The following is a 20,047-nucleotide window of genomic DNA, read 5'->3' on the forward strand; positions in this document are numbered from 1 at the left end:
GGCACACTGGCGGCCATGGACACCGCCATCGCTGTCGTGCCGATGGGATTGGGACACCTGCGTCAAGTCCTCGACCTCGGCCATCAGGTCTTCGACACCACCATCAAGCCGTACACGTCGTGGTCGCTGACCGCCGTCGCCGCACACCTCGACAGCCCCGATAACGCCTGCTGGGTGGCGCTGGATTCCGACCGGGTGGTCGGGTTCGTGCTCGGGTCGATGGAGTTCGAGCATCGCGACGACTGGGCCTACCTCGAGTGGATCGCCGTCGCACCCGACATGCAGGGTCACGGGATCGCGCGGCGACTGGTTGACGTCTGCTCGAAGGCGTTGTTCGCGCGCGGCGCCCGCCATATCGTCACCGATGTCGAAGACCGCAACAGCGCCTCGGCCGCGCTGATGACCAGCAGCGGGTTCGTGCCTGCCGCGACCGTCACCTTGCTGGTGCGGCCCAACCCCGCCGCCCCCGACGACGACGCCACGCTGCCGCCGATCACCAAACGCGACCTCGTCCGCCGCGGCAGGTTGTCGGTGGAGCACCCGCTGCGCTGATTCACCCCGGCCGCCGCTTCGCACGCGCAACCGCAGCGTGTCCACAAGTTAGACGGCCGTCCAGGTATTTGCGAGGGTTTCGCTCGCGGCAAGCTAAACCATTGTCGAGGGTCGCGAGGGACGGCTTGGATGACCGAGTTCATCTTCTGCGATCAACTCGGGAGTACAAGTGAAATTCCGTCGGACACTGGCGATCCCGGTGCTGATAGCAACCGCGGCCCTCACCCTGACCGCGTGCGGTTCCGACGACGAGTCGGGCACGGTGGTGCGGATCGGCACCACCGACAAGGACAAAGCCTTCGAAGTCTTCGAACAGAAGGCCAAGGAGCAGGGCATCACACTGAAGGTCACGAACTTCTCCGACTACAAGCAGCCGAACACGGCGCTGTCACAGAAGCAGATCGACCTCAATCTGTTCCAGCATCTACAGTTCCTGGGCCAGTACAACGTCGCGAGTTCGGATACTTTGACCCCGATCGGCTCGACTTACATCGTGCCGCTGGGTCTCTACTCGAAGAAGCACACGGCGCTGGCAGACATCCCCGCCGGCGGTGAGGTCGCGATCCCCAACGATCCGACCAATCAGGCGCGTGCGCTGTTCGTGTTGCAGGCGGCCGGATTGCTGAAGCTCAGCGGCACCTCGGTCCAGCCGACCCCTGCCGACATCGACAAGGCGGCCTCCAAGGTGCGGGTGACTCCAGTCGACGCCGCCCAGACCGCGCTGTCGCTGCCCTCGGTCGACGGTTCGGTGATCAACAACACCTTCCTCGAGCGCTCGGGCGTCGACCCGAAATCGGCGCTGTACAAGGATGATCCGAAGAACCCGGCCGCCGAGCCGTACATCAATGTGATCGTCAGCCGCGCCGAGGACAAGGCCAATCCCACGTATCTGAAGCTGGTCGAGATCTGGAAGGACCAGGCAGTGGCGACCGCGCACGCCGAGGTCACCAAGGACACGGCGGTCGCGGTGAGCCGTCCCGGCCCCGAGCTCGAACGGATTCTGGACCGGGTGCAGCAGGGCATCCGTACGACCAAGTGAACGCGGCGGTCGAATTTCGGTCCGTCACCAAGGTTTTCGGCAGCGGCGACGATCGGCACACGGCGCTCGACAACATCGATCTGCGGATCGAGCCGGGTGAGATCTTCGGCGTCATCGGCTATTCCGGGGCGGGCAAGTCCACGCTGGTGCGGCTGATCAACGCGCTCGACAAGCCGACTTCGGGCACCGTCACGATTTCGGGCACTCCCATCACCGGGGTGCCCGAGTCGGCGGTACGGACGCTGCGCCGCGATATCGGCATGGTGTTCCAGCAGTTCAACCTGTTCCGATCTCGCACTGCCGCAGGCAATATCGAGTATCCGCTGAAGGTGGCGGGCTGGAAGCGGGCCGAGCGCAAGGCCCGCGTGGCCGAGCTGCTCGATTTCGTCGGGCTCACCGACAAGGCGCGCGCCTACCCCGATCAGCTCTCCGGTGGGCAAAAGCAGCGGGTGGGGATCGCCAGGGCTTTGGCGACCTCGCCGTCACTGCTGCTTGCCGACGAGGCAACCTCCGCGCTCGACCCGGAAACCACGGGCGAGGTGCTGCGGCTGTTGAAGAAGATCAATGCCGAGCTCGGGGTGACCATTGTGGTGATCACCCACGAGATGGATGTGATCCGGGCGGTGGCCGCCCGGGTGGCGGTGCTCGCCGAGGGGCGAATCGTCGAATTGGCGTCCACCTTCGATGTTTTCGCGGCACCGCAGGCCGCGCCGACACGATCGTTCGTGGCGACTGTGCTGCACAACCGGCCCGATGCGACGGAATTGGGTCGATTGGGCGAGCTGCACGGCGGGCGGTTGGTCACCGTCGACATCGATGATGACAGCGGTCTCGGCGCCGCGTTGGCCGCCGCGACGGCCGCCGACGTGCGCTTCGAGATCGTTTACGGTGGGGTGAGCACGTTGCAGGACAAGACGTTCGGCAGCGTCACCCTGGCGCTGCACGGACCCGATGCCGCGGTGGATCGCGTTGTCGCCGACCTGGAACGGAACGCGGGCTGATGGAAACCAACTGGGAGAAGCTGCGGCCCACGCTGTTCGAGGCGATCGGCACCACCATCTACCTGGTCGGCGTGACATTCGTCGCGGCCGGGGTGATCGGGCTCGTCCTCGGGACCGCGCTCTACACCACCCGCAAGGGCGGGCTGCTGGCGAACGGGCCGATCTACTTCGTGCTCAATGTGTTCGTCAATATCGTGCGCCCGATCCCGTTCATCATTCTGCTGGCCGCGCTCGGTCCGGTCACGCTGGAAGTGGTCGGCACGACGATCGGTTCGGAGGCGGCGCTGTTCGTGATGATCGTCGCGGCGTCGTTCGGCATCGCCCGGATCGTCGAGCAGAACCTGGTGACCGTCGATCCCGGTGTGATCGAGGCGGCGCGTGCGGTCGGCGCGGGGCCGCTGCGGATCATTCTCACGCTGCTCATCCCGGAAGCGTTGGGGCCGTTGATTCTCGGCTACACCTTCGTGGTGATCTCGATCGTCGACATCTCCGCGATGGCGGGCACCGTCGGCGGTGGCGGGCTCGGCGATTTCGCGATCGTCTACGGGTATCAGCAGTTCCAGTGGCAGGTCACGCTCGTGGCGGTGCTGATCATCATCGTCGGCGTGCAAGCTGTGCAGTTCTTCGGCAATTGGCTGGCGAGGAAAGTTCTGCGCCGCTGAATACAGCAGGGGCACGGAGTGATTCGTGCCCCTGCTGGTTCAGGTTCGCCTCAGACGTTGGCCGTACAGGCCGACAGGATCACGCTCGCCGCGCGCGGCGACGCCGAACCCAGATCCGGGAAGGGCGGGGCGCTGAAGCCGAGCACATCCACCGCGCCACGCTCGGCCGCGGCCAGCGAGTGATCCCACGCCCACCCGAAGCGGTAGTCCGCGCCCTGCGCCACCGCACCGCAAGCATTGCGGAACTCGACGACGACCTGGCAGTCACGCACACCGCACTCATCGAGCGCGGCCCGGCTGGCCGCCGCCCAGCTGCCGTAATTCACCGCAGAGGCGACCACGGCACGGCTCGACGACAAGGCCAGCGCCCCATAGAGATCCCCGGCCGCGGCCTGGAATCCACCATCGCGCGAGACGGCCGTGTACCCCGGCGCCTCAGCGATCGCCACACCGCTGGCTCCCGCGGCGGCAGGCCCCGCGGTCACCACGGTGAACGCGGCCACCGCAGCCGTGGCAGCAATACCCAGGGCATATTTGCCCACAACAGACATCAGAGATTCTCCCCGTCGAAATACCGGCTCCGCGCCTCGAAGCCGAACCAATCATGAACGGCCGCCCACTCCCCCGGAAATAGTTATCCGACATCGCCGCGACGGCCGTCCGGCGAATCTGTCATAGCGCCGAAACATCAGCTCCAGCAGCCATATTCGCCGCATGCAACGCCCGATTCCTCCCGAACCGTTCGTCCGCTACAGACTAACAATGCCCTCCGACAAGTAACGGCCACCACGACTACCGACCGCCCAGCTCATCCCGCGCCCGCATCAACGCGAACCCGAGCAGATTGAGCCCCTTCCAACGCCCAGGATCCGCGACATCGGGGTCGTCGGCAGCCATCCCGATTCCCCAGATCCGGTCGACCGGACTGGCCTCGACGAGCACCCGAGAACCGGTCCCGGTCAGATACTTTCGCAGCGCGTCGTCCTGCCCGAACTTGGCGACGCTCCCCGCGACGACAATGTCGAACCGCGCACGTTCCCACACGTTTTCGTCGAAGCCGCCGATCTGCCTGCCGAGCTTCTTCGCCTGGCTCGGATGACCGACCTCGAGAACCTTCGCCGCGATCGCCGAATCCTCGAACAGCATTGCCTTGCGCCACATCATGTAGTGCTCGGCACTGGCGAACTCCACCCCGTCGACCTCGAATGCCGCAGGCCACCACTGACTCAGGCAGCTCGACCCAATCGTTGCGTCCCGACGCGGAGCGTGCCCCCAGAACGCCAGGTATTTCGGCGAAGTACCCTGCGCGATCGCCTGGCACAACTGCTCTACGGATTCGAAAGCCATCACCCCTCCTAGTTTTGGTCTATGTAACCATAGATAGGAAGTGGGTGCTACCCACTCTGCGAGGCGCCTGGCGGATTCGCTTGGCAGACTGGGTAATCGGCATTCGCGGGTACGAGCGCCGACACCTCGACGCACTCGCGTCGTGATGCCGATGCGGGCGACTTCGGTGTCAGGCCGAGCGGGCGCGGTCCAGGGCGGGGTAGGAGTGGCGGGGGACGCCGGTTTCGGCTGCGACGTGCGATTGAGGGGCGGGGCCGGTGTGGAAGCTGCGGGCGATCATCGAGGAGCGCAGTTGCCAGAGGCCCGAGGATTGGGCGGGGTCGAGGCCGGTGAGCTGGGCTACTCGGCGCAGGCGGTAGTCGACGGTGTTGGTGTGGATGTGCAGCAGGCGAGCGGTGCGCTGGCGGTTCATGTTGTTGGCGATGTGCACGCGCAGGGTTTCGTAGAGTTCGGGGTGGTTGTCGAGGGGGGCGAGGAGTTCGCCGAGACGGGCGCGGCCGGGGCCGGGGCGGGTGAGCTGGTATTCCAGGGCCAGATCGCCGAAGCGGTAGAGGCCGGGGGCGCTGTCGAGGCGCTCCACCATGTCGAGGAGTTCGTGGGCGCGCTGGGCCGCGTCGGGGATCTCGTCGGTGGTGGCGGGTACCAGGGCCGCGGTGATGTCGACGTGCGCGGCCCGCGCCAGCGCCTCGACCAGGGCGTCGAGTTGGCCGTCGACCAGCAGATCGGCCGGGATCAGCAGCGTGCCGCCGTCGACCGACAGCAGCGAGAGCACCTGGTCACCACAGCGGTGCGCCAGCGCCGTCTGCACCCTGCGCAGCTTGCGCCGGGCCACCACCGCACCGTTCACACGCGGGTCCCGCTCGTCGGGATGCGCCCCGATCGACAGGGCGAGAACCGAATACGCGTCGGCGACGGTGATGCCGACCTCCCGCGCCATGGTGACGGTCGACTGACCGGCCAGCAGCGCCGAGGTGAGCGTGTGCACGGCGGTGTGATGCTCGCCGACCGCCTCCCGATGCTCGCGGATATAGGACCGGGTCACGGTGGTACACAACAGGTCCGAGATCTCGACCGTCCGGCGGAACCCGTGGATCAGGCTCGCGCGGTCGGCGTCGGCCGCCTCGTCGTAGACCGCGTCGAAGGCGAGCCGGAAGCCCTCGTGGAACGCGTGCAGGATCGTGTCGATCGGCACGCCTTCGCGCGCCCAGCCCGCCGCCGCCACCGCGAGGCGGTTCAGCTTCACCTCCTCATCGCGCCCGTCGAGCATTCCGCCGACGATCTCCAGGCACATCCGGGTGACAGAAGTGACGTCGCCGGCGATCACATCGCCGGGTAGCGTCCGGCAGGTCGCGACGTTGTCGACGAAATGGCCCACCAATCGGCTGGTCATCGTCCGGACGTCACGCAGGGGCTGCCACAGGGCCGTCTCGTCCAGTTGGATCGTCATCGTCGACTCCTCCTTCTACACCCCGGCGCCGCCGGTGGTGGTTGTGCTTGCCGCCCTGTCCGCCGATGTGATGGCCTACACTGCGGTTTCTCTGTGATCATGACTGTAGGGTGAGCAACCGCTCACCTTCTACTCTTCTTTCTGCCGAGGTCGATAGATGCCCCCGCAAGCCGATAAGCAGCGCAAACGCCCCAAGCAGGACCGGGCGAAGGAGACGAGAACACGCATTCTCACGGTGGCCGCTCATCTTTTCGGCACCCGCGGCATCGGCAATACCTCGACCAACCGGATCGCCACCGAAGCGGGCATGAGCATCGGCACCCTGTACCGGTATTTCAACGACCGCGACGAGATCGTCAAAGAACTCAACGACAGCCTGTTTCTGCAGGTAGAGGAGCGCTACAGCCAGCTGCTGACCGCTAGCTCGAACCAAACCCCGCGCGATGCCGTGGTCGACCTGATCCGCTCGGCCGTAGACATCCTCGTCACGAACGGGCCGCTCGTGCGCGCCCTGGTCGCCGACCTGCAGTTCTACGGCAGCGGCATCCCCGAATTCGAACCCCGGCTGCGGATGCTCATCAAGCTCTACATCATCCAGTTCATGGGTCCGATCAAGCACGCCGACATCGACGTGATGGCCTTCGTCGTGCTCAACGCGGGCTTCGCCACCGCGTTGCGTTCGGTCGAACTCGACGACGCCGAACTCGACGCCATCATCGTGGGCACCGCCGACATGATCAGCGCCTGGATCGACACGGTCGCCGCGGCCGAAAACGCTGAGCGCACAACGACAAAAGGCCCGGATCCGACAAGGATCCGGGCCTGATCGCTACGCGGTGATCAGCGCGCGTTCGCCGTGCAGATGACGTCGATGATCTTGGCGCCGCTGAGGTTCGCCGAACCCGTGTTGGCCAGGATCGCGGTGGGCGTCACCGTCGAAAGCTTCTCGTGCGCGAGGCGCTCAGCCTCTGCCCGGTTGGGGGCGACGGCCCATGCGAAGGCGTCGTTGCTCTGGATGAGCGCGCCGCAACCGTTGGCCCAGGTGGCGATGACCTCGCAGTCGGCGAAGTAGCAATCGGCCAGCGCGATCGTTTCTGCCACCGCGGCATCGACTTCGTTGGCGCTGGTGCCGTAGATCAGTTCGCTCTTGCTCACCGCGATCGACGCCCACTGATTGCCCGCGGCACTCGCCGAACCGGCACCCAGCAGCGAACCGGCCGCAAGACCCATCGCCGCAACGGCGAAGCCGGCCTTACCCATGAAACTCATCGAAAGATCTCCTCTTGAAAGCTGTTCCGGAAGTCCGGAACCTTCAAGATCATCACCGATCGCCCGGTGATAGCCAACCGGACCGGGAAACGTCACACCGAGCACGGTCGACACATATCCGCAATATCCGGGCGGTGCCCAGCACCCGAGGCGAGGACGACGCAAGCCCGGACCGATGTGCGGTCCGGGCTTGCGCGGTTGCCGTGCGGATCAGCCCGCGTTGTCGGTGCAGAGCGTGTCGATCACGCGACCGCCGGCCAGCTGCGACGAGCCGACGTTGACGAGCAGGTTCTGCGGGGTGCCCTCGGTCAGCGCGAGGTAGGCCTCCCGCTCCGCCTCGGCGCGGGTCGATCCCTTGCCCCAGGCGATGAACTCATCGTTGTCCACCAGGGCCAGGCACCCGTTCGCCCAGGTGACCTCCACGTAGCAACCATCCGCGGCGCACTCTTCCAGCGCTGCGGCCTCGGCCTCGGCCCGCGTCGGATAGTTGATCGAACGACCGAAATTCGCCCAGTCAGCGTCGATGGCCATCGCGCCCCACTCGTCGCTCGCCGCATTCGCCGAACCAGCACCCAGCAGCGACCCGGCCGTAAGAACCGACGCCGCGACGGCGAAGCCGACCTTACCCATGAAATTCATTCGAAAGTACTCCTCGTGAAAGCTGCTCCGGAAGTCCGGAACCTCGAGATCATCATCGAATGTCCGGTGAAAGCCAACCTCACCCGCGAAATGTCACATTGTGACCGGTCAGTGCAATACCGCCAGCACATGAAAGGGCCCGGATCCCTGCAGGATCCGGGCCCGACATGCGGAATGTTCTACACCGTGAAGCCGAGGGCGCGCAGCTGTTCGCGGCCGTCATCGGTAATCTTGTCCGGGCCCCACGGGGGCATCCAGACCCAGTTGATCTTCAGGTCTTCGACCATGCCGCTGCGCACCAGCGCGTTGCGGGACTGGTCCTCGATGACGTCGGTCAGCGGACAGGCCGCCGAGGTGAGCGTCATGTCGAGGGTGCAGATGTTGTCCCCGTCGACCGACAGGCCGTAGACCAGGCCGAGGTCGACGACATTGATGCCGAGTTCGGGGTCGACGACGTCACGCATCGCCTCCTCGAGGTCCTCGAGGTGCTGAATCTGTTCGGCCGTCAACTCGACCTCGGCGGGTTTGTCGACCTCGACCGCCGCCGCGACGTCCGGGGTCTGTGCGATATCGGTGCTCTCACTCATGTGGCAGACTCCCCATTTCCCATCGGTGCCTTGGTTTCCTCGGCCGAACTGATCTGCACGACAGCGTCTTTGAACGCCATCCAGCCCAGCAGCGCACACTTCACACGCGCCGGGTACTTGCTCACGCCGGCGAGGGCGATGCCGTCGCCGATCATGTCCTCATCGCCTTCGACGGTGCCACGGCTGGAGATCATCTCGCTGAACGAGTCGACCACCTTCAGCGCCTGCTGCACCGGCAGCCCGATCACCTGATCGGTGAGGATCGAGGTGGCGGCCTGACTGATCGAGCAGCCCTGGCCGTCGTAGGAGACGTCGGCGACCTCGCCGGCGTCGTCGATCTGCACGCGCATCGTCACTTCGTCACCGCAGGTCGGGTTCACGTGGTGCACCTGCGCACCGAACGGTTCCCGCAGCCCGCGGTGGTGCGGGTGCTTGTAGTGATCCAGGATCACTTCCTGGTACATCTGTTCCATACGCATGATCTAGGCAACTCCACGGTGTCTAATTGTCGGCCTTCGCTTCGCTCACGCCGAAGAAGGCCTTGGCCTTCCGCACGGCCGCGACCAGTGCGTCGACCTCATCGAGGGTGTTGTAGACGGCGAACGAGGCACGCGCGGTGGCGGCGACACCGAACTTGCGGTGCAGCGGCCAGGCGCAGTGGTGTCCGACCCGGATGGCGACACCCTGGTCGTCGAGGATCTGGCCCACGTCGTGGGCGTGGATCCCGTCGACCACGAACGACACCGCGCCACCGCGATCGGTGTTCTCGATCGGCCCGACGATCCGCACACCGTCGATGGCGGCGAGTCCGTCGAGCGCGGCACCGGTGAGTGAATGCTCGTGCGCGGCAACGGCATCCATGCCGAGGTCTTCGAGATAGCGCACCGCGGCGGCCAGCCCGACCACCTGCGAGGTCATCGGTGTGCCCGCCTCGAAGCGCTGCGGCGGCGGCGCGTAGGTGGTCTTCTCCATGGTGACGGTCTCGATCATCGACCCACCGGTGATGAACGGCGGCGTCTCCGCCAGCAGCGCGCGTCGGCCGTACAGTCCGCCCACACCCATCGGGCCGAGCATCTTGTGACCGGAGAACGCGGCGAAGTCGACACCGAGCTCATGGAAGTCCACCGCCATGTGCGGCACCGACTGGCAGGCATCGAGCACGACGAACGCGCCGACTGCCTTCGCCCGGCGGACCAATTCGTCCACCGGAGCCACCGCGCCGGTCACGTTCGACTGGTGGCTGAACGCGAGAACCTTTGTCGCGGGCGACAGTTCGAGCGAATCCAGGTCGATGCGGCCGTCATCGGTGATGCCGTACCACTTCAAGGTCGCACCGGTGCGGCGCGCGAGCTCCTGCCACGGCACGAGATTCGCGTGGTGTTCGAGCTCGGTGATGACGATCTCGTCGCCGGGGCCCACCTTGTAGGGGAACCGGTCGTCACCGAACGCGTTGGCCACCAGGTTCAGCGACTCGGTCGCGTTCTTGGTGAACACGATCTCGCCGGGATCGGCGCCGACGAAGCGGGCGATATCGGCGCGCGCCTGCTCATAGGAGTCGGTCGCTTCCTCCGCCAGCTGATGCGCACCGCGGTGCACCGCGGAGTTACGGGTGAGCAAGAACTCGCGCTCGGCGTCCAGCACCTGCAGCGGACGCTGCGAGGTGGCACCGGAATCCAGGTACACCAACGGTTTCCCGTCCCGCACCGTGCGGTGCAGGATCGGGAAGTCGGCCCTGATCCGGGCCACGTCGAGGGCGGGCACCGTAGCGGTCATATCAGGCTCCAGCGGTCGCGGACGTGAAGCGCTCGTACCCGTTCGCGTCGAGTTCGTCGGCCAGCTCGGAGCCACCCTCGGCGACGATCTTGCCGTTGACGAACACATGCACGAAGTCGGGCTTGATGTAGCGCAGGATGCGGGTGTAGTGGGTGATCAGCAGCACGCCACCGTCGGTGCGCTCCTTGTAGCGGTTGACGCCTTCGGAGACGATGCGCAGCGCGTCGACGTCCAGACCGGAGTCGGTCTCGTCGAGGATCGCGATCTTCGGCTTGAGCAGACCCAGCTGCAGGACCTCGTGACGCTTCTTCTCGCCACCGGAGAAGCCCTCGTTCACCGAGCGGTCGGCGAAGGCCGAGTCGATATCGAGCTCCTTCATCGACTCCTTCACCTCCTTGACCCAGGTGCGCAGCTTGGGGGCCTCGCCGCGCACGGCGGTGGCGGCGGTGCGCAGGAAGTTCGACATCGAGACGCCGGGGACCTCGACCGGGTACTGCATGGCCAGGAACAGGCCGGCGCGAGCACGCTCGTCGACCGACATGTCGAGGACGTTCTCGCCGTCGAGGGTGATGGTGCCCTGGGTGACGGTGTACTTCGGGTGGCCCGCGATCACATAGGACAGCGTGGACTTGCCCGAGCCGTTGGGGCCCATGATGGCGTGCGTCTCGCCGGACTTCACGGTGAGATTCACGCCGTTGAGGATCTGCTTCGACTCACCCTCGGGGGTGGTGATCTCGGCGTGCAGGTCCTTGATTTCCAAGGTGGTCATCGAATTCGAATCCTTCGTTGCAGTAAGTGGTGTCAGATACCGACAGTGGCGAGTTCGGCCTCGATGGCCGCCTCGAGCCGCTCCCGGACCTCGGGGACCGTGACCTTCTGGATGATCTCGAAGAAGAAGCCACGCACGACCAGGCGGCGGGCGACGTCTTCGGGAATGCCACGAGCGCGCAGGTAGAACAGCTGCTCGTCGTCGAAACGGCCGGTGGCACTGGCGTGTCCGGCACCGGCGATCTCGCCGGTCTCGATCTCCAGGTTCGGCACCGAGTCGGCGCGAGCGCCGTCGGTGAGCACCAGGTTGCGGTTCGCCTCGTAGGTATCGGTGCCCTCGGCGGCCGCGCGGATCAGCACATCGCCGATCCAGACCGTGCGAGCGTCACCCTTGTCCGAGGCCGGATCGCCCTGCAGCGCACCCTTGTACAACACATTGGACTTGCAGTTGGGCTCGGCGTGGTCGACCAGCAGACGCTGTTCGAAATGCTGGCCCGCGTCGGCGAAGTACAGGCCGAACAGCTCCGCTTCACCACCGGGACCGGCGTAGCGCACGGTGCCCGACAGGCGAACCAGGTCACCGCCGAGCGTCGCCGACACGTGGCGCAGGTTCGCGTCACGGCCCAGCTTCAGGTGATGCGCGGTGACGTGCACGGCGTCTTCGTTCCATTCCTGGACCGCGACGACGGTGAGCTTGGCGCTGTCGCCGAGCACGAATTCGACGTTCTCGGCGTAGGTTCCGCTGCCGCGCTGGTCGATGACCACGGTGGCGACGGCGAAATTGTCCAGGCGGATCTGCAGGTGACCGTAGGCGATCTTGCCCTCACCGGGACCGGTGATGGTGACGGTGACCGGGTCCGACACTTCGGTTTCCGGGCCGACCGTGATCACGGTCGCCTCGGAGAAGCCCGAATAAGCCTGGGCGGCAACACGATCGGCGGGGGTACCGGCCTGGCCGAGGCGAGCGTCGGTGCGGCCCACCGTTTCCACGGTGACACCGGCGACTTCGCTCACCTCGACGGTTGCCTGACCATCGGCGACAGCGGTGCCGTCGTGCAGGCCGCGCAGGCGGCGCAGCGGGGTGAACCGCCACGCCTCGTCGCGGCCCGACGGGATCTCGAACTGGTCGACGTCGAACGAGGTGAAGACCTCGCCCTTGTTGACCGCGGCGCCCGCGCCAGGATTCTGGATCGGCGTCTCGAGCGTCGACATCAGCCCACGGCCCCTTCCATCTGCAGCTCGATGAGCCGGTTCAGTTCCAGTGCGTATTCCATCGGCAATTCCTTGGCGATCGGCTCGACGAACCCGCGCACCACCATCGCCATCGCCTCGTCCTCGGTCATGCCGCGGCTCATGAGGTAGAACAGCTGCTCCTCGGACACCTTGGAAACGGTCGCCTCGTGACCCATCGTCACGTCGTCTTCGCGGATGTCGACGTAGGGATAGGTGTCGGAGCGGCTGACCGTGTCGACCAACAGCGCGTCACACTTCACGGTCGACTTCGACCCGTGGGCGCCCTTGTTGATCTGGACCAGACCGCGGTACGACGCGCGACCGCCACCACGCGCCACCGACTTCGACACGATGGTCGATGAGGTGTGCGGGGCCAGGTGCAGCATCTTGGCGCCGGTGTCCTGGTGCTGGCCGGGGCCCGCGAACGCGACCGAGAGGACCTCGCCGTGCGCGTGCTCGCCGGTCATCCAGACCGCCGGGTACTTCATGGTGACCTTGGAGCCGATGTTGCCGTCGACCCACTCCATGGTGGCGCCCGCCTCGGCCTTGGCCCGCTTGGTGACCAGGTTGTAGACGTTGTTGGACCAGTTCTGGATGGTCGTGTAGCGGCAGCGGCCGCCCTTCTTCACGATGATCTCCACGACCGCGGAGTGCAGCGAGTCGGACTTGTAGATCGGGGCTGTACAACCCTCGACGTAGTGGACGTAGGCGTCCTCGTCGACGATGATCAGCGTCCGCTCGAACTGGCCCATGTTCTCGGTGTTGATCCGGAAGTAGGCCTGCAGCGGGATGTCGACGTGCACGCCCGGCGGCACGTAGATGAACGAGCCACCCGACCAGACGGCGGTGTTGAGCGCGGAGAACTTGTTGTCACCGGCGGGGATGACCGAACCGAAGTACTTGTGGAAGATCTCCGGGTGCTCCTTCAACGCCGTATCGGTGTCGAGGAAGATGACGCCCTGGGACTCCAGGTCCTCGCGGATGGAGTGGTAGACGACCTCGGACTCGTACTGTGCGGCGACACCGGAGACCAGACGCTGCTTCTCCGCTTCCGGGATGCCCAGCTTGTCGTAGGTGTTCTTGATGTCCTCGGGCAGGTCTTCCCAGCTCTCGGCCTGCTTCTCGCTCGAGCGCACGAAGTACTTGATGTTGTCGAAGTCGATGCCGGCGAGGTCCGAACCCCAGTTCGGCATGGGCTTGCGATCGAAGATGCGCAGCGCCTTGAGGCGCACGTCGAGCATCCACTCTTCTTCGCTCTTCTTCGCCGAGATGTCGCGGACGACGGCCTCCGACAGGCCACGTTGCGCACTGGCACCGGCCACATCGGAGTCGGACCAGCCGTAACCGTAGGTGCCCAGCGAGGCGATGGTTTCGTCCTGGGTGAGCGGTTGCACCTGGTCGGTAGGGGTCGTCATTCGGCACTCCTTCCGGAGTCGTTCGTTCGTCCCGCCGCGGGCTGTGCGGCGGATGGGATCTTCGGCACCGCGACCAGCGGTACGTGGGTGGTGCAGGCGCAATCGCCGTTGGCGATCGTCGCAAGTCGCTGCACGTGGGTACCGAGCAGGTCGCGGAAAGCGTCCAATTCGGCAGCGCACAACTGCGGGAACTCCTCGGCGACGTGAGCCACCGGGCAGTGGTGCTGACAGATCTGCACACCGGCGCCGACCTGACGGGTGGTGGCGGCGAAACCGGCCTCGGCGAACGCTTCCGCGATCTCCTCCACCTTGGCTTCGATCACCGGTGCGGTGTGGTCGGCGACGGGCTCGATGCCGTCGACGATCACCCGAACCCGCTTACGCGCGAATTCGGCGATCGCGGCGTCGCCACCGATCTCGCCGAGCTGGCGGATCGCCGCCCCGGCCAGATCGTCGTAGGCGTGACCGAGATTGCCCCGGCCCGCCGCGGTGAGCTGGTACTGCTTGGCCGGCCGACCGCGCCCCTTCTGCTGCCACGGCGCGGAGCGGCTCGCCCGAGCCTGGCCGGCGTCGATGAGCGCGTCGAGGTGTCTGCGCACCCCGGCGGGCGCGAGACCGAGTTCGGTGCCGATCGCCGTCGCGGTGATCGGCCCCTGCTCGAGCAGCAACTGGACGATGGCCGCCCTGGTCTGCCCTTCGTGCGCGGTCGCCGCGGGCACAGCAGACGACCGAGCGCCGGTCGTCTTACGACCGCCACTTTCCACGTCTGTCCGCAAACCCACGGTTTTCACAACACCAGTGTGGCGGAATTGCTTCCCTAAATCTAATAAGGGTCACCTGACAAAGGGTGCCCTGACCTGCGATGAAGATCATCGGGGCCACACCTTCCACCACAAAACCCCAGGTGCACCCCCTGCGGACTGATCTGCGGCCCGCTGCGCGGTGATCCATCGCACAGGCCTACCCCGCCGTCCGGGCGTCTCGTGGCACGATGTCGAGGCATCCGATCGGCAGTCAGGGGGAACCACCGTGCAACGACTGTTGCTCGCTGTCGCACTGCTCGTCACCGTTGTCGCGTGCGGGGGCCCGAAGCCGGCTGCCCCGTATTGGAGCGTAGAGGCGACCACGGATGCGCAGGTCTTCGAGGTATTGCGGCAGGCCGGGAAGGTCGAGGCCTGCGCATTGCTTCCGCGAGCGGAACTGGCGGACCTCGGTACGCCCGGCCCCGACCGACTGCACCAGACGGCGGGCTGCCGGGTGAATCTGCAACGGCCGGACGGCACCGGGACGCTGTTCCTCCAGGTAGTGGCCGGGGTATTCGACGGCGCGTGGGGATACGTTCCCGAGGGGAACCGTCCGGCGACGATCGGCGGCGCGTCGGTCGTGACGGTCGAAGACCGTGCGACCACCAGAGATGGCAGGGTGCCCGATGGCGAGCGATGGTGCCGCGTCGATGTGAAGTATCCGGCGTCGGTCGGTTATCAACTGAACTTGCGCCTACCGGCGGGCAGCGACAGTCCGTGTCCGGCAGCCGAGCGACTGGCGCGGGTCGTGATGGACCGCTGGGTCGAACAGCCACCGCACGGCACCACACCGGGTCTGCCACGCAGCATCGTCGCAGGCATCGATCCGTGCGCGGTCCCGAAATCTCTCGGTGCCGCCATCGATGCCCGTGAGCAGCAACTCGGGGCGTGCTCGTTCACTCTGGACGGGGCGCCCAGCGGCATCATTTTCGACTACTTCCCCGAGGAAAGCTTCGCCGGCGGACGTCGTGACGACCGCGGCCGATATGTGCTGCCCGAGGGATACGCGCTGATGAAAGGGCAGCTGGGGCCCGCATTCGCCGACAGCGAGAACGGCCGCCTGGCGCCCGCGGTGATCGTCCCGGACGACACTCCCACCTCGCACCGCGTGATGAACGCCGTCCTCGACCACTTCGCGTAGCCATCACCGCGTGCTCGGATCGCGGGGTGCCGATACAGGGCCGCCTGCGTCGGGGTCTGGCACGATGGGCAGGTGTCGAACCCGCTCACACCAACGTGTGTCCGTCATCCCGATCGGCCTACCGGACTCGCGTGTACGCGGTGCGGGCGGCCCGCCTGTCCTGATTGCCTGCGCCCGGCGTCGGTCGGGCAGCACTGTGTCGACTGTGTGCGGCAAGGGCAGCAGGACGTGCGACCGGTGCGAACCGTCAGCGGGGCACGCCAGGGCGGGCCCGTTCCCTATGTGACCTACGGGCTGATCGCGATCAATGTGCTGGTCTACGTGATCACCGCGGCGCAGGCCGGTAGCCCGATGGACAACTATCGCGGGTCGGCGGTGTTCCGCGAGTTCGTGCTGGTGCCGCTGCTGGTGGCCGACGGCGAGTGGTGGCGACTGTTCGGGTCGGGGTTCCTGCATTACGGCGCGATCCATCTGCTGGTCAATATGTTCGCGCTGTACGTCGTGGGGCGTGACCTCGAGCAGGTGCTCGGCCGGGTCAGGTACGGGTGCGTTTACCTGGTCTCGCTGCTCGGCGGGTCGGCGGCGGTCATGATGCTGTCCGATTCGATCACCGCGACGGCGGGCGCCTCGGGTGCGGTGTACGGCCTGTTCGGCGCCGTCACGGTGACGCTGATCCGGTTGCGGCAGAGCCCGACTCCGATGCTGGTGGTCATCGGCGTGAACGTGCTGATCAGTTTCTCGATCCCGGGAATCTCGCTGTGGGGCCACCTCGGCGGCCTGGCCGCCGGCACGTTGAGCGCGCTCGGCATCCTGTTCGTGCCCGGTTGGCTGTCGGCCCGCGATCAGCGATCCGCGCAACGCATCGGCTGGGCGGCACTCGGGGCGGTCGCGCTGGTCTGCCTGGCCGTGATCATCGCCGCCGTATTCTCGCTGCGCTCGGACCCGGACTTCGACGGACCACCGGCCGTCGCCGCGCCGACCCCTGTCGAAGTACCCAGGTAGTTCAGACCGGCAGTGCACGATCGCCATTCGGACCGAGTCGTTCGGCGTGGCGGCCTTCTGCAATGATCACGAACGACCAGCGACCGTCTGGTACTGCCGATATCGCGCGGTGACACAAAGATCGGGCTCCGATGATCAGAAGAAGCTTCGCCGCTGGTTGCCTGGCGGTAAGCGCGACAACGCTGGTTGCCTGTGCGGGCAATTCCACCGAGGACCGCGCGAATACGGTAGTTCCAGCGACCACCGCGCCCACGACCTCCGCTTCCGTGCAGGTTCAGGTCCCGCCGGCACCGGTGCAGACCGGCGCCACCCAGGTTCGGTTCGACCCCTGTGTCAGCGTGGGCGACGATCTGGTGACCCGCGCTGGATTCGACCCGGCTACTCGCGAAAGAGCCGCAGACGAAAGCGTATCCAGCCTCTTGACGACAATCGGTTGCCAATTCTGGCGTGAGGAACTCGTCGATGGCGAGAAGTATCCGACCGGCGGTTTGGGGGTGACGTCGAGCGACATGACGCTGGACGACATCAAGCGCAACCCGGGCCACACCGTATTCGACTCCGACCCGATCGGCGGGCGCGAAGCCGTGCTGTACCGGACTCCACAGGTCCCCAGCTCATGCTCAGCGTCCATCAAAGCCCCCGATGGAACCTTCACTGTGCGTCTGACAGTGCCCCCCGGTCCGGTTGCCGTGCCGGAGCCATGTGACCAGATCCGCCAACTGGCCGAAATCTTCAGCGAATCCCTCGGCGGCAACTAGGTCATTCGAGCATTGGGACATGGCACAGTTCTTCGGTTTTGACAGGCCATAGTCGTGCCCCTAAGGTCCGACCATGACCGGAGCGGGAGTCCGGCGGTGGGGAAACGACGTTCAGCTCCGCCTCGTTGAGTAGTGCACAGTTAGGGCATAACACCGATGGCGGAAACCTTCGCGGCGAATCCCAGTGAGATCGCTGGTCTCGGCAATCTCGTCACCTTGATCGCCGCGGACGCCCAGGCAGCCTCAGCCTTCGTGGCCAAGGAGGGGCGGGCCGCTGATTGGCTCCACGGACCGATCATCGACACGCTGGTAGCCCCCATCAATGACGCCGCCGAATGGATGTCCAAGCGCCACGAAGTGCTGGCGACTACCACCGCGAGCACCGGCACCGAACTCAACAAGGCCGCCTGGATGTATCACAGCCAGGATCAGAAGACCTACGCGGCGCTGAACGCACACACCGAATCCGGTCTCGCAGTAGGCGACAACGTCGAGGAGACCGGCGCCACGGCCCAATACGAGGGTGCCGCTACGTACCCGAAGCCGAAAGAGGTCAAACTCGACCCACCATCGGCGAACAAAGATGACGTCATCGGTCTCATCGCAGATATTTTCCCAACGCTCGGCAGCGTGAACGAATCGATCAAGAGCATGACTCGCGCGGCCGGCAACGAACAAGATCCACTGGGCAAATGCTTGTCGCCGATTCCCGGCAACTGGTCCGAGATCCGCAGGCTCGGCGACGTCTACAAGTCGGCAGGCAACGGCCTCGAGGCATGCGGTGAGAATCTCGAATCCGGAATCAAGCGGATCGACGGGACCACGAACAACACGCCGAATTGGGACGGTCAAGCCTCGGTAGCCTTCACCGACTGGGCTACAAAGCAGATCGCCGCGATGAAATGGGAAGGTCCTGTCGGCCGCGTCGTCAGCGACTGCGCGGGCGTGGTCGCCGATTTGATCAGGGATGGAATCAAAGCCATCATCGAAGGCTTGTGGGGGATGCTCAACAAGTATGTCGATTTCGACGACATCAAAGGTGCTCTCAAGTCGGTCGCCAACATCTTGTCCGCGGCCGTCCCGGCGCTGGGCGCTGCCCGGATCGCCAAACTCGTCGTTGATATCGCCACGATTGTCACAAACGCCGTCAACACGGTTCTCAAGATCAAAGAGCTCGTTGAGGCTTTCCAGAAGCTGCTCGAGTACATCAAGGATCCGATAGGCAAGTTGCAGGACAACGCGAAACAAAAATTGGAGGAGGCCGTCGCACCCGTCACCAAGAGGGTTGACCAGGCGACCCGAGCCACAGCTATCGGCCAGGATCTCACGCGAATCGCCGACTACGGCAACTACACGAACCGGCCGACCGAGGGCTATGACACCGGTGCCGCGCCGTGGGAGAACGCGAAATGACCCGGCCGCAGTGGGGCAGCATGCGAGAGCCCGATCTCGACGCCGAGGTGGAGGCTTTCGCGCGCAAGGTCATGGACGCCGCGGACGATCTACGAACGGCCACTATCCGCCTGAACAGCATAAACGTTGACGAACTCTTCAACAGCGCCACCGAGGTGACCGAGGAGTTCATCTCGATGGTCGCCGGGATGGACACGGCGTCCCCGGCACTGAAGGCCTACGCCGAAAGAGTAGCCGCCGGTGAATGCCGATGGTGCGACATCGAGACACTCGCCCGTCCGGTTCCACCGGAGGTCGCCGAGATGAAAAGCTTGCCGCAGGAGTTCATTTGGAAATGGACACCGGAACCCCCGCAAGCGCCACCTCCACCACCGCCGCCCGCGTGGCCACCCGCCCAGACTTCCACCGGTCGATTCCGACCAGCGGATAACGTCGTCGGCCCCAGCGACTGGCCGGAGGACTTCGAGGATTTCCCCGACGATCGGCCTTGGCGCTGAGACGCACCATGCCGTGACGTCGTGTTCCGAGGTGCCGCTACAGGTGGCTCATCACATTTCCGTTTTGCTTGAGGAGTTCGTATGGCGCGGTCGGGCAGGCTGGTCAACCCGATGACGCTGGTGTGGATATCGGGTGTCGCGGTCGGGTCGGTCATCTTCGTCGGGGGCGCACTGAATCTCGGTGTCGCACTAGCCCGATGGACCGGTTCCGGCGTCGCAATGGCGCTGTTCTTTCCAGCGAGCCTGATACTGGGAGTCCTTGGATGGATGGTCTTGTTGGCCGGCGCTTGGCGGATGCGGCGGGCTTATCTGCGGCGGGTCGGTAGCGAGGTGTCCGCAGTAGTGGTCGAGTCGGATCTGGAATGCAAACGCAGTAGAAGGCTGTTCAACTTCGATTTGTGGCGGCTACAGATCGAGGTTCAGTTCCCGCACCCGGATTCCGGTGCGGAGGTCCAGGTACGGAAGCAGTTCTTGTACCACGAGTTCCGGGTGGCCACAGCGCGAGCAATGGGTGAACAGCTGAGCATCGGGGCCTCGGTTCCCGTCCTGGTTCGTAAGAAGTCGGCCCTGATCGAAATTCCGAAGCGGCCTATGTGGATCGATATCTGGTGATGTACGGATCGATTCCCCGACGAAGTGCCCAGGTAGAAGCGAGTGCCCTGGTCGCGGCCGCATCGGCTCGGTGGCTACTGAAGAACCCT

At 65.5% G+C, this 20,047-nt stretch carries 23 protein-coding genes; 11 read left to right on the plus strand and 12 right to left on the minus strand.

From position 1 onward, the window contains the following. Positions 1 to 15: 15 nt before the first annotated feature. The 4 genes from ACWZHB_RS16060 to ACWZHB_RS16075 all read left to right on the plus strand — a co-directional run bounded on the left by ACWZHB_RS16060 (position 16) and on the right by ACWZHB_RS16075 (position 3,254). Complete coding sequence (locus ACWZHB_RS16060; protein ID WP_427908740.1) at positions 16 to 552, plus strand: GNAT family N-acetyltransferase; 537 nt, start codon at positions 16 to 18, stop codon at positions 550 to 552. A gap of 169 nt (positions 553 to 721) precedes the next feature. Next, positions 722 to 1,591 carry a MetQ/NlpA family ABC transporter substrate-binding protein gene (locus ACWZHB_RS16065; RefSeq protein WP_427908741.1) on the plus strand — a complete coding sequence of 290 codons (870 nt, stop codon included), beginning with the start codon at positions 722 to 724 and terminating at the stop codon, positions 1,589 to 1,591. Then, entirely contained in the window at positions 1,588 to 2,592 is a 1,005-nt protein-coding gene (locus tag ACWZHB_RS16070; protein ID WP_427908742.1) for a methionine ABC transporter ATP-binding protein, read from the plus strand. The genes ACWZHB_RS16065 and ACWZHB_RS16070 overlap by 4 nt, the downstream gene beginning before the upstream one ends. Then, positions 2,592 to 3,254 (plus strand): methionine ABC transporter permease, encoded by a 663-nt coding sequence (locus ACWZHB_RS16075; protein WP_427908743.1) that lies wholly within the window; start codon positions 2,592 to 2,594, stop codon positions 3,252 to 3,254. The genes ACWZHB_RS16070 and ACWZHB_RS16075 overlap by 1 nt, the downstream gene beginning before the upstream one ends. Positions 3,255 to 3,304: 50 nt before the next feature. Here ACWZHB_RS16075 and ACWZHB_RS16080 read toward each other — a convergent pair whose 3' ends face one another. From ACWZHB_RS16080 to ACWZHB_RS16090, 3 genes are all read right to left on the minus strand, one after another. Next, positions 3,305 to 3,805, minus strand: a complete 501-nt coding sequence (locus ACWZHB_RS16080) for a DUF4189 domain-containing protein (protein ID WP_427908744.1) — start codon at positions 3,803 to 3,805, stop codon at positions 3,305 to 3,307. Between the two features lie 241 nt (positions 3,806 to 4,046). After that, positions 4,047 to 4,601: an NADAR family protein gene (locus tag ACWZHB_RS16085; protein WP_427908745.1), complete on the minus strand. Its 555-nt coding sequence runs from the start codon at positions 4,599 to 4,601 to the stop codon at positions 4,047 to 4,049. Positions 4,602 to 4,770: 169 nt separating this feature from the next. Beyond that, positions 4,771 to 6,048, minus strand: coding sequence for a PucR family transcriptional regulator (locus ACWZHB_RS16090; protein WP_427908746.1), 1,278 nt, complete (start codon positions 6,046 to 6,048; stop codon positions 4,771 to 4,773). Between the two features lie 157 nt (positions 6,049 to 6,205). Between ACWZHB_RS16090 and ACWZHB_RS16095 the strand changes: the two genes are divergently transcribed. Beyond that, positions 6,206 to 6,874, plus strand: coding sequence for a TetR/AcrR family transcriptional regulator (locus tag ACWZHB_RS16095; RefSeq protein ID WP_427908747.1), 669 nt, complete (start codon positions 6,206 to 6,208; stop codon positions 6,872 to 6,874). Between the two features lie 14 nt (positions 6,875 to 6,888). Here the strand turns inward: ACWZHB_RS16095 and ACWZHB_RS16100 are convergent, their stop codons facing one another. The 9 genes from ACWZHB_RS16100 to ACWZHB_RS16140 all read right to left on the minus strand — a co-directional run bounded on the left by ACWZHB_RS16100 (position 6,889) and on the right by ACWZHB_RS16140 (position 14,523). Continuing rightward, complete coding sequence (locus tag ACWZHB_RS16100; RefSeq protein WP_427908748.1) at positions 6,889 to 7,431, minus strand: DUF4189 domain-containing protein; 543 nt, start codon at positions 7,429 to 7,431, stop codon at positions 6,889 to 6,891. A 96-nt stretch (positions 7,432 to 7,527) separates the two neighbouring features. Continuing rightward, positions 7,528 to 7,956: a DUF4189 domain-containing protein gene (locus ACWZHB_RS16105; protein WP_427908749.1), complete on the minus strand. Its 429-nt coding sequence runs from the start codon at positions 7,954 to 7,956 to the stop codon at positions 7,528 to 7,530. A 179-nt stretch (positions 7,957 to 8,135) separates the two neighbouring features. Continuing rightward, the gene (locus ACWZHB_RS16110; RefSeq protein ID WP_427908750.1) at positions 8,136 to 8,543 is read right to left on the minus strand and encodes a metal-sulfur cluster assembly factor; all 408 of its coding nucleotides are present in this window, start codon (positions 8,541 to 8,543) and stop codon (positions 8,136 to 8,138) included. After that, positions 8,540 to 9,022 (minus strand): Fe-S cluster assembly sulfur transfer protein SufU, encoded by a 483-nt coding sequence (gene sufU / locus ACWZHB_RS16115; RefSeq protein WP_056810385.1) that lies wholly within the window; start codon positions 9,020 to 9,022, stop codon positions 8,540 to 8,542. Before sufU ends, ACWZHB_RS16110 begins: the two co-directional genes overlap by 4 nt. A 22-nt stretch (positions 9,023 to 9,044) precedes the next feature. Further along, on the minus strand, positions 9,045 to 10,316 hold the full coding sequence (locus ACWZHB_RS16120; RefSeq protein ID WP_427908751.1) for a cysteine desulfurase: 1,272 nt from the start codon (positions 10,314 to 10,316) through the stop codon (positions 9,045 to 9,047). Between the two features lies 1 nt (position 10,317). Further along, positions 10,318 to 11,085, minus strand: a complete 768-nt coding sequence (sufC, locus tag ACWZHB_RS16125; protein ID WP_427908752.1) for a Fe-S cluster assembly ATPase SufC — start codon at positions 11,083 to 11,085, stop codon at positions 10,318 to 10,320. Positions 11,086 to 11,117: 32 nt separating this feature from the next. Continuing rightward, a complete protein-coding gene (gene sufD / locus ACWZHB_RS16130) occupies positions 11,118 to 12,296 on the minus strand; it encodes a Fe-S cluster assembly protein SufD (RefSeq protein ID WP_427908753.1) in 1,179 nt (392 codons plus the stop codon). Continuing rightward, positions 12,296 to 13,732 carry a Fe-S cluster assembly protein SufB gene (gene sufB / locus ACWZHB_RS16135; protein ID WP_427908754.1) on the minus strand — a complete coding sequence of 479 codons (1,437 nt, stop codon included), beginning with the start codon at positions 13,730 to 13,732 and terminating at the stop codon, positions 12,296 to 12,298. Before sufB ends, sufD begins: the two co-directional genes overlap by 1 nt. Next, positions 13,729 to 14,523 carry a helix-turn-helix transcriptional regulator gene (locus tag ACWZHB_RS16140; RefSeq protein WP_427908755.1) on the minus strand — a complete coding sequence of 265 codons (795 nt, stop codon included), beginning with the start codon at positions 14,521 to 14,523 and terminating at the stop codon, positions 13,729 to 13,731. The genes sufB and ACWZHB_RS16140 overlap by 4 nt, the downstream gene beginning before the upstream one ends. 238 nt (positions 14,524 to 14,761) lie before the next feature. Here ACWZHB_RS16140 and ACWZHB_RS16145 point away from each other — a divergent pair, with 238 nt between their 5' ends. The 6 genes from ACWZHB_RS16145 (at position 14,762) to ACWZHB_RS16170 (ending at position 19,958) form a co-directional block, all read left to right on the plus strand. After that, positions 14,762 to 15,676 carry a hypothetical protein gene (locus ACWZHB_RS16145; protein WP_427908756.1) on the plus strand — a complete coding sequence of 305 codons (915 nt, stop codon included), beginning with the start codon at positions 14,762 to 14,764 and terminating at the stop codon, positions 15,674 to 15,676. Positions 15,677 to 15,748: 72 nt separating this feature from the next. Further along, positions 15,749 to 16,678, plus strand: a complete 930-nt coding sequence (locus ACWZHB_RS16150) for a rhomboid family intramembrane serine protease (RefSeq protein WP_427908757.1) — start codon at positions 15,749 to 15,751, stop codon at positions 16,676 to 16,678. Between the two features lie 131 nt (positions 16,679 to 16,809). Further along, on the plus strand, positions 16,810 to 17,436 hold the full coding sequence (locus ACWZHB_RS16155) for a DUF3558 domain-containing protein (RefSeq protein ID WP_427908758.1): 627 nt from the start codon (positions 16,810 to 16,812) through the stop codon (positions 17,434 to 17,436). A gap of 156 nt (positions 17,437 to 17,592) precedes the next feature. Next, the gene (locus ACWZHB_RS16160; protein ID WP_427908759.1) at positions 17,593 to 18,849 is read left to right on the plus strand and encodes a hypothetical protein; all 1,257 of its coding nucleotides are present in this window, start codon (positions 17,593 to 17,595) and stop codon (positions 18,847 to 18,849) included. After that, positions 18,846 to 19,346 carry a hypothetical protein gene (locus ACWZHB_RS16165; protein ID WP_427908760.1) on the plus strand — a complete coding sequence of 167 codons (501 nt, stop codon included), beginning with the start codon at positions 18,846 to 18,848 and terminating at the stop codon, positions 19,344 to 19,346. Before ACWZHB_RS16160 ends, ACWZHB_RS16165 begins: the two co-directional genes overlap by 4 nt. An 81-nt stretch (positions 19,347 to 19,427) precedes the next feature. Further along, positions 19,428 to 19,958 carry a hypothetical protein gene (locus tag ACWZHB_RS16170; RefSeq protein WP_427908761.1) on the plus strand — a complete coding sequence of 177 codons (531 nt, stop codon included), beginning with the start codon at positions 19,428 to 19,430 and terminating at the stop codon, positions 19,956 to 19,958. Positions 19,959 to 20,047 lie beyond the last annotated feature (89 nt).

The sequence above is a fragment of the Nocardia sp. FBN12 genome (genome assembly GCF_054031145.1).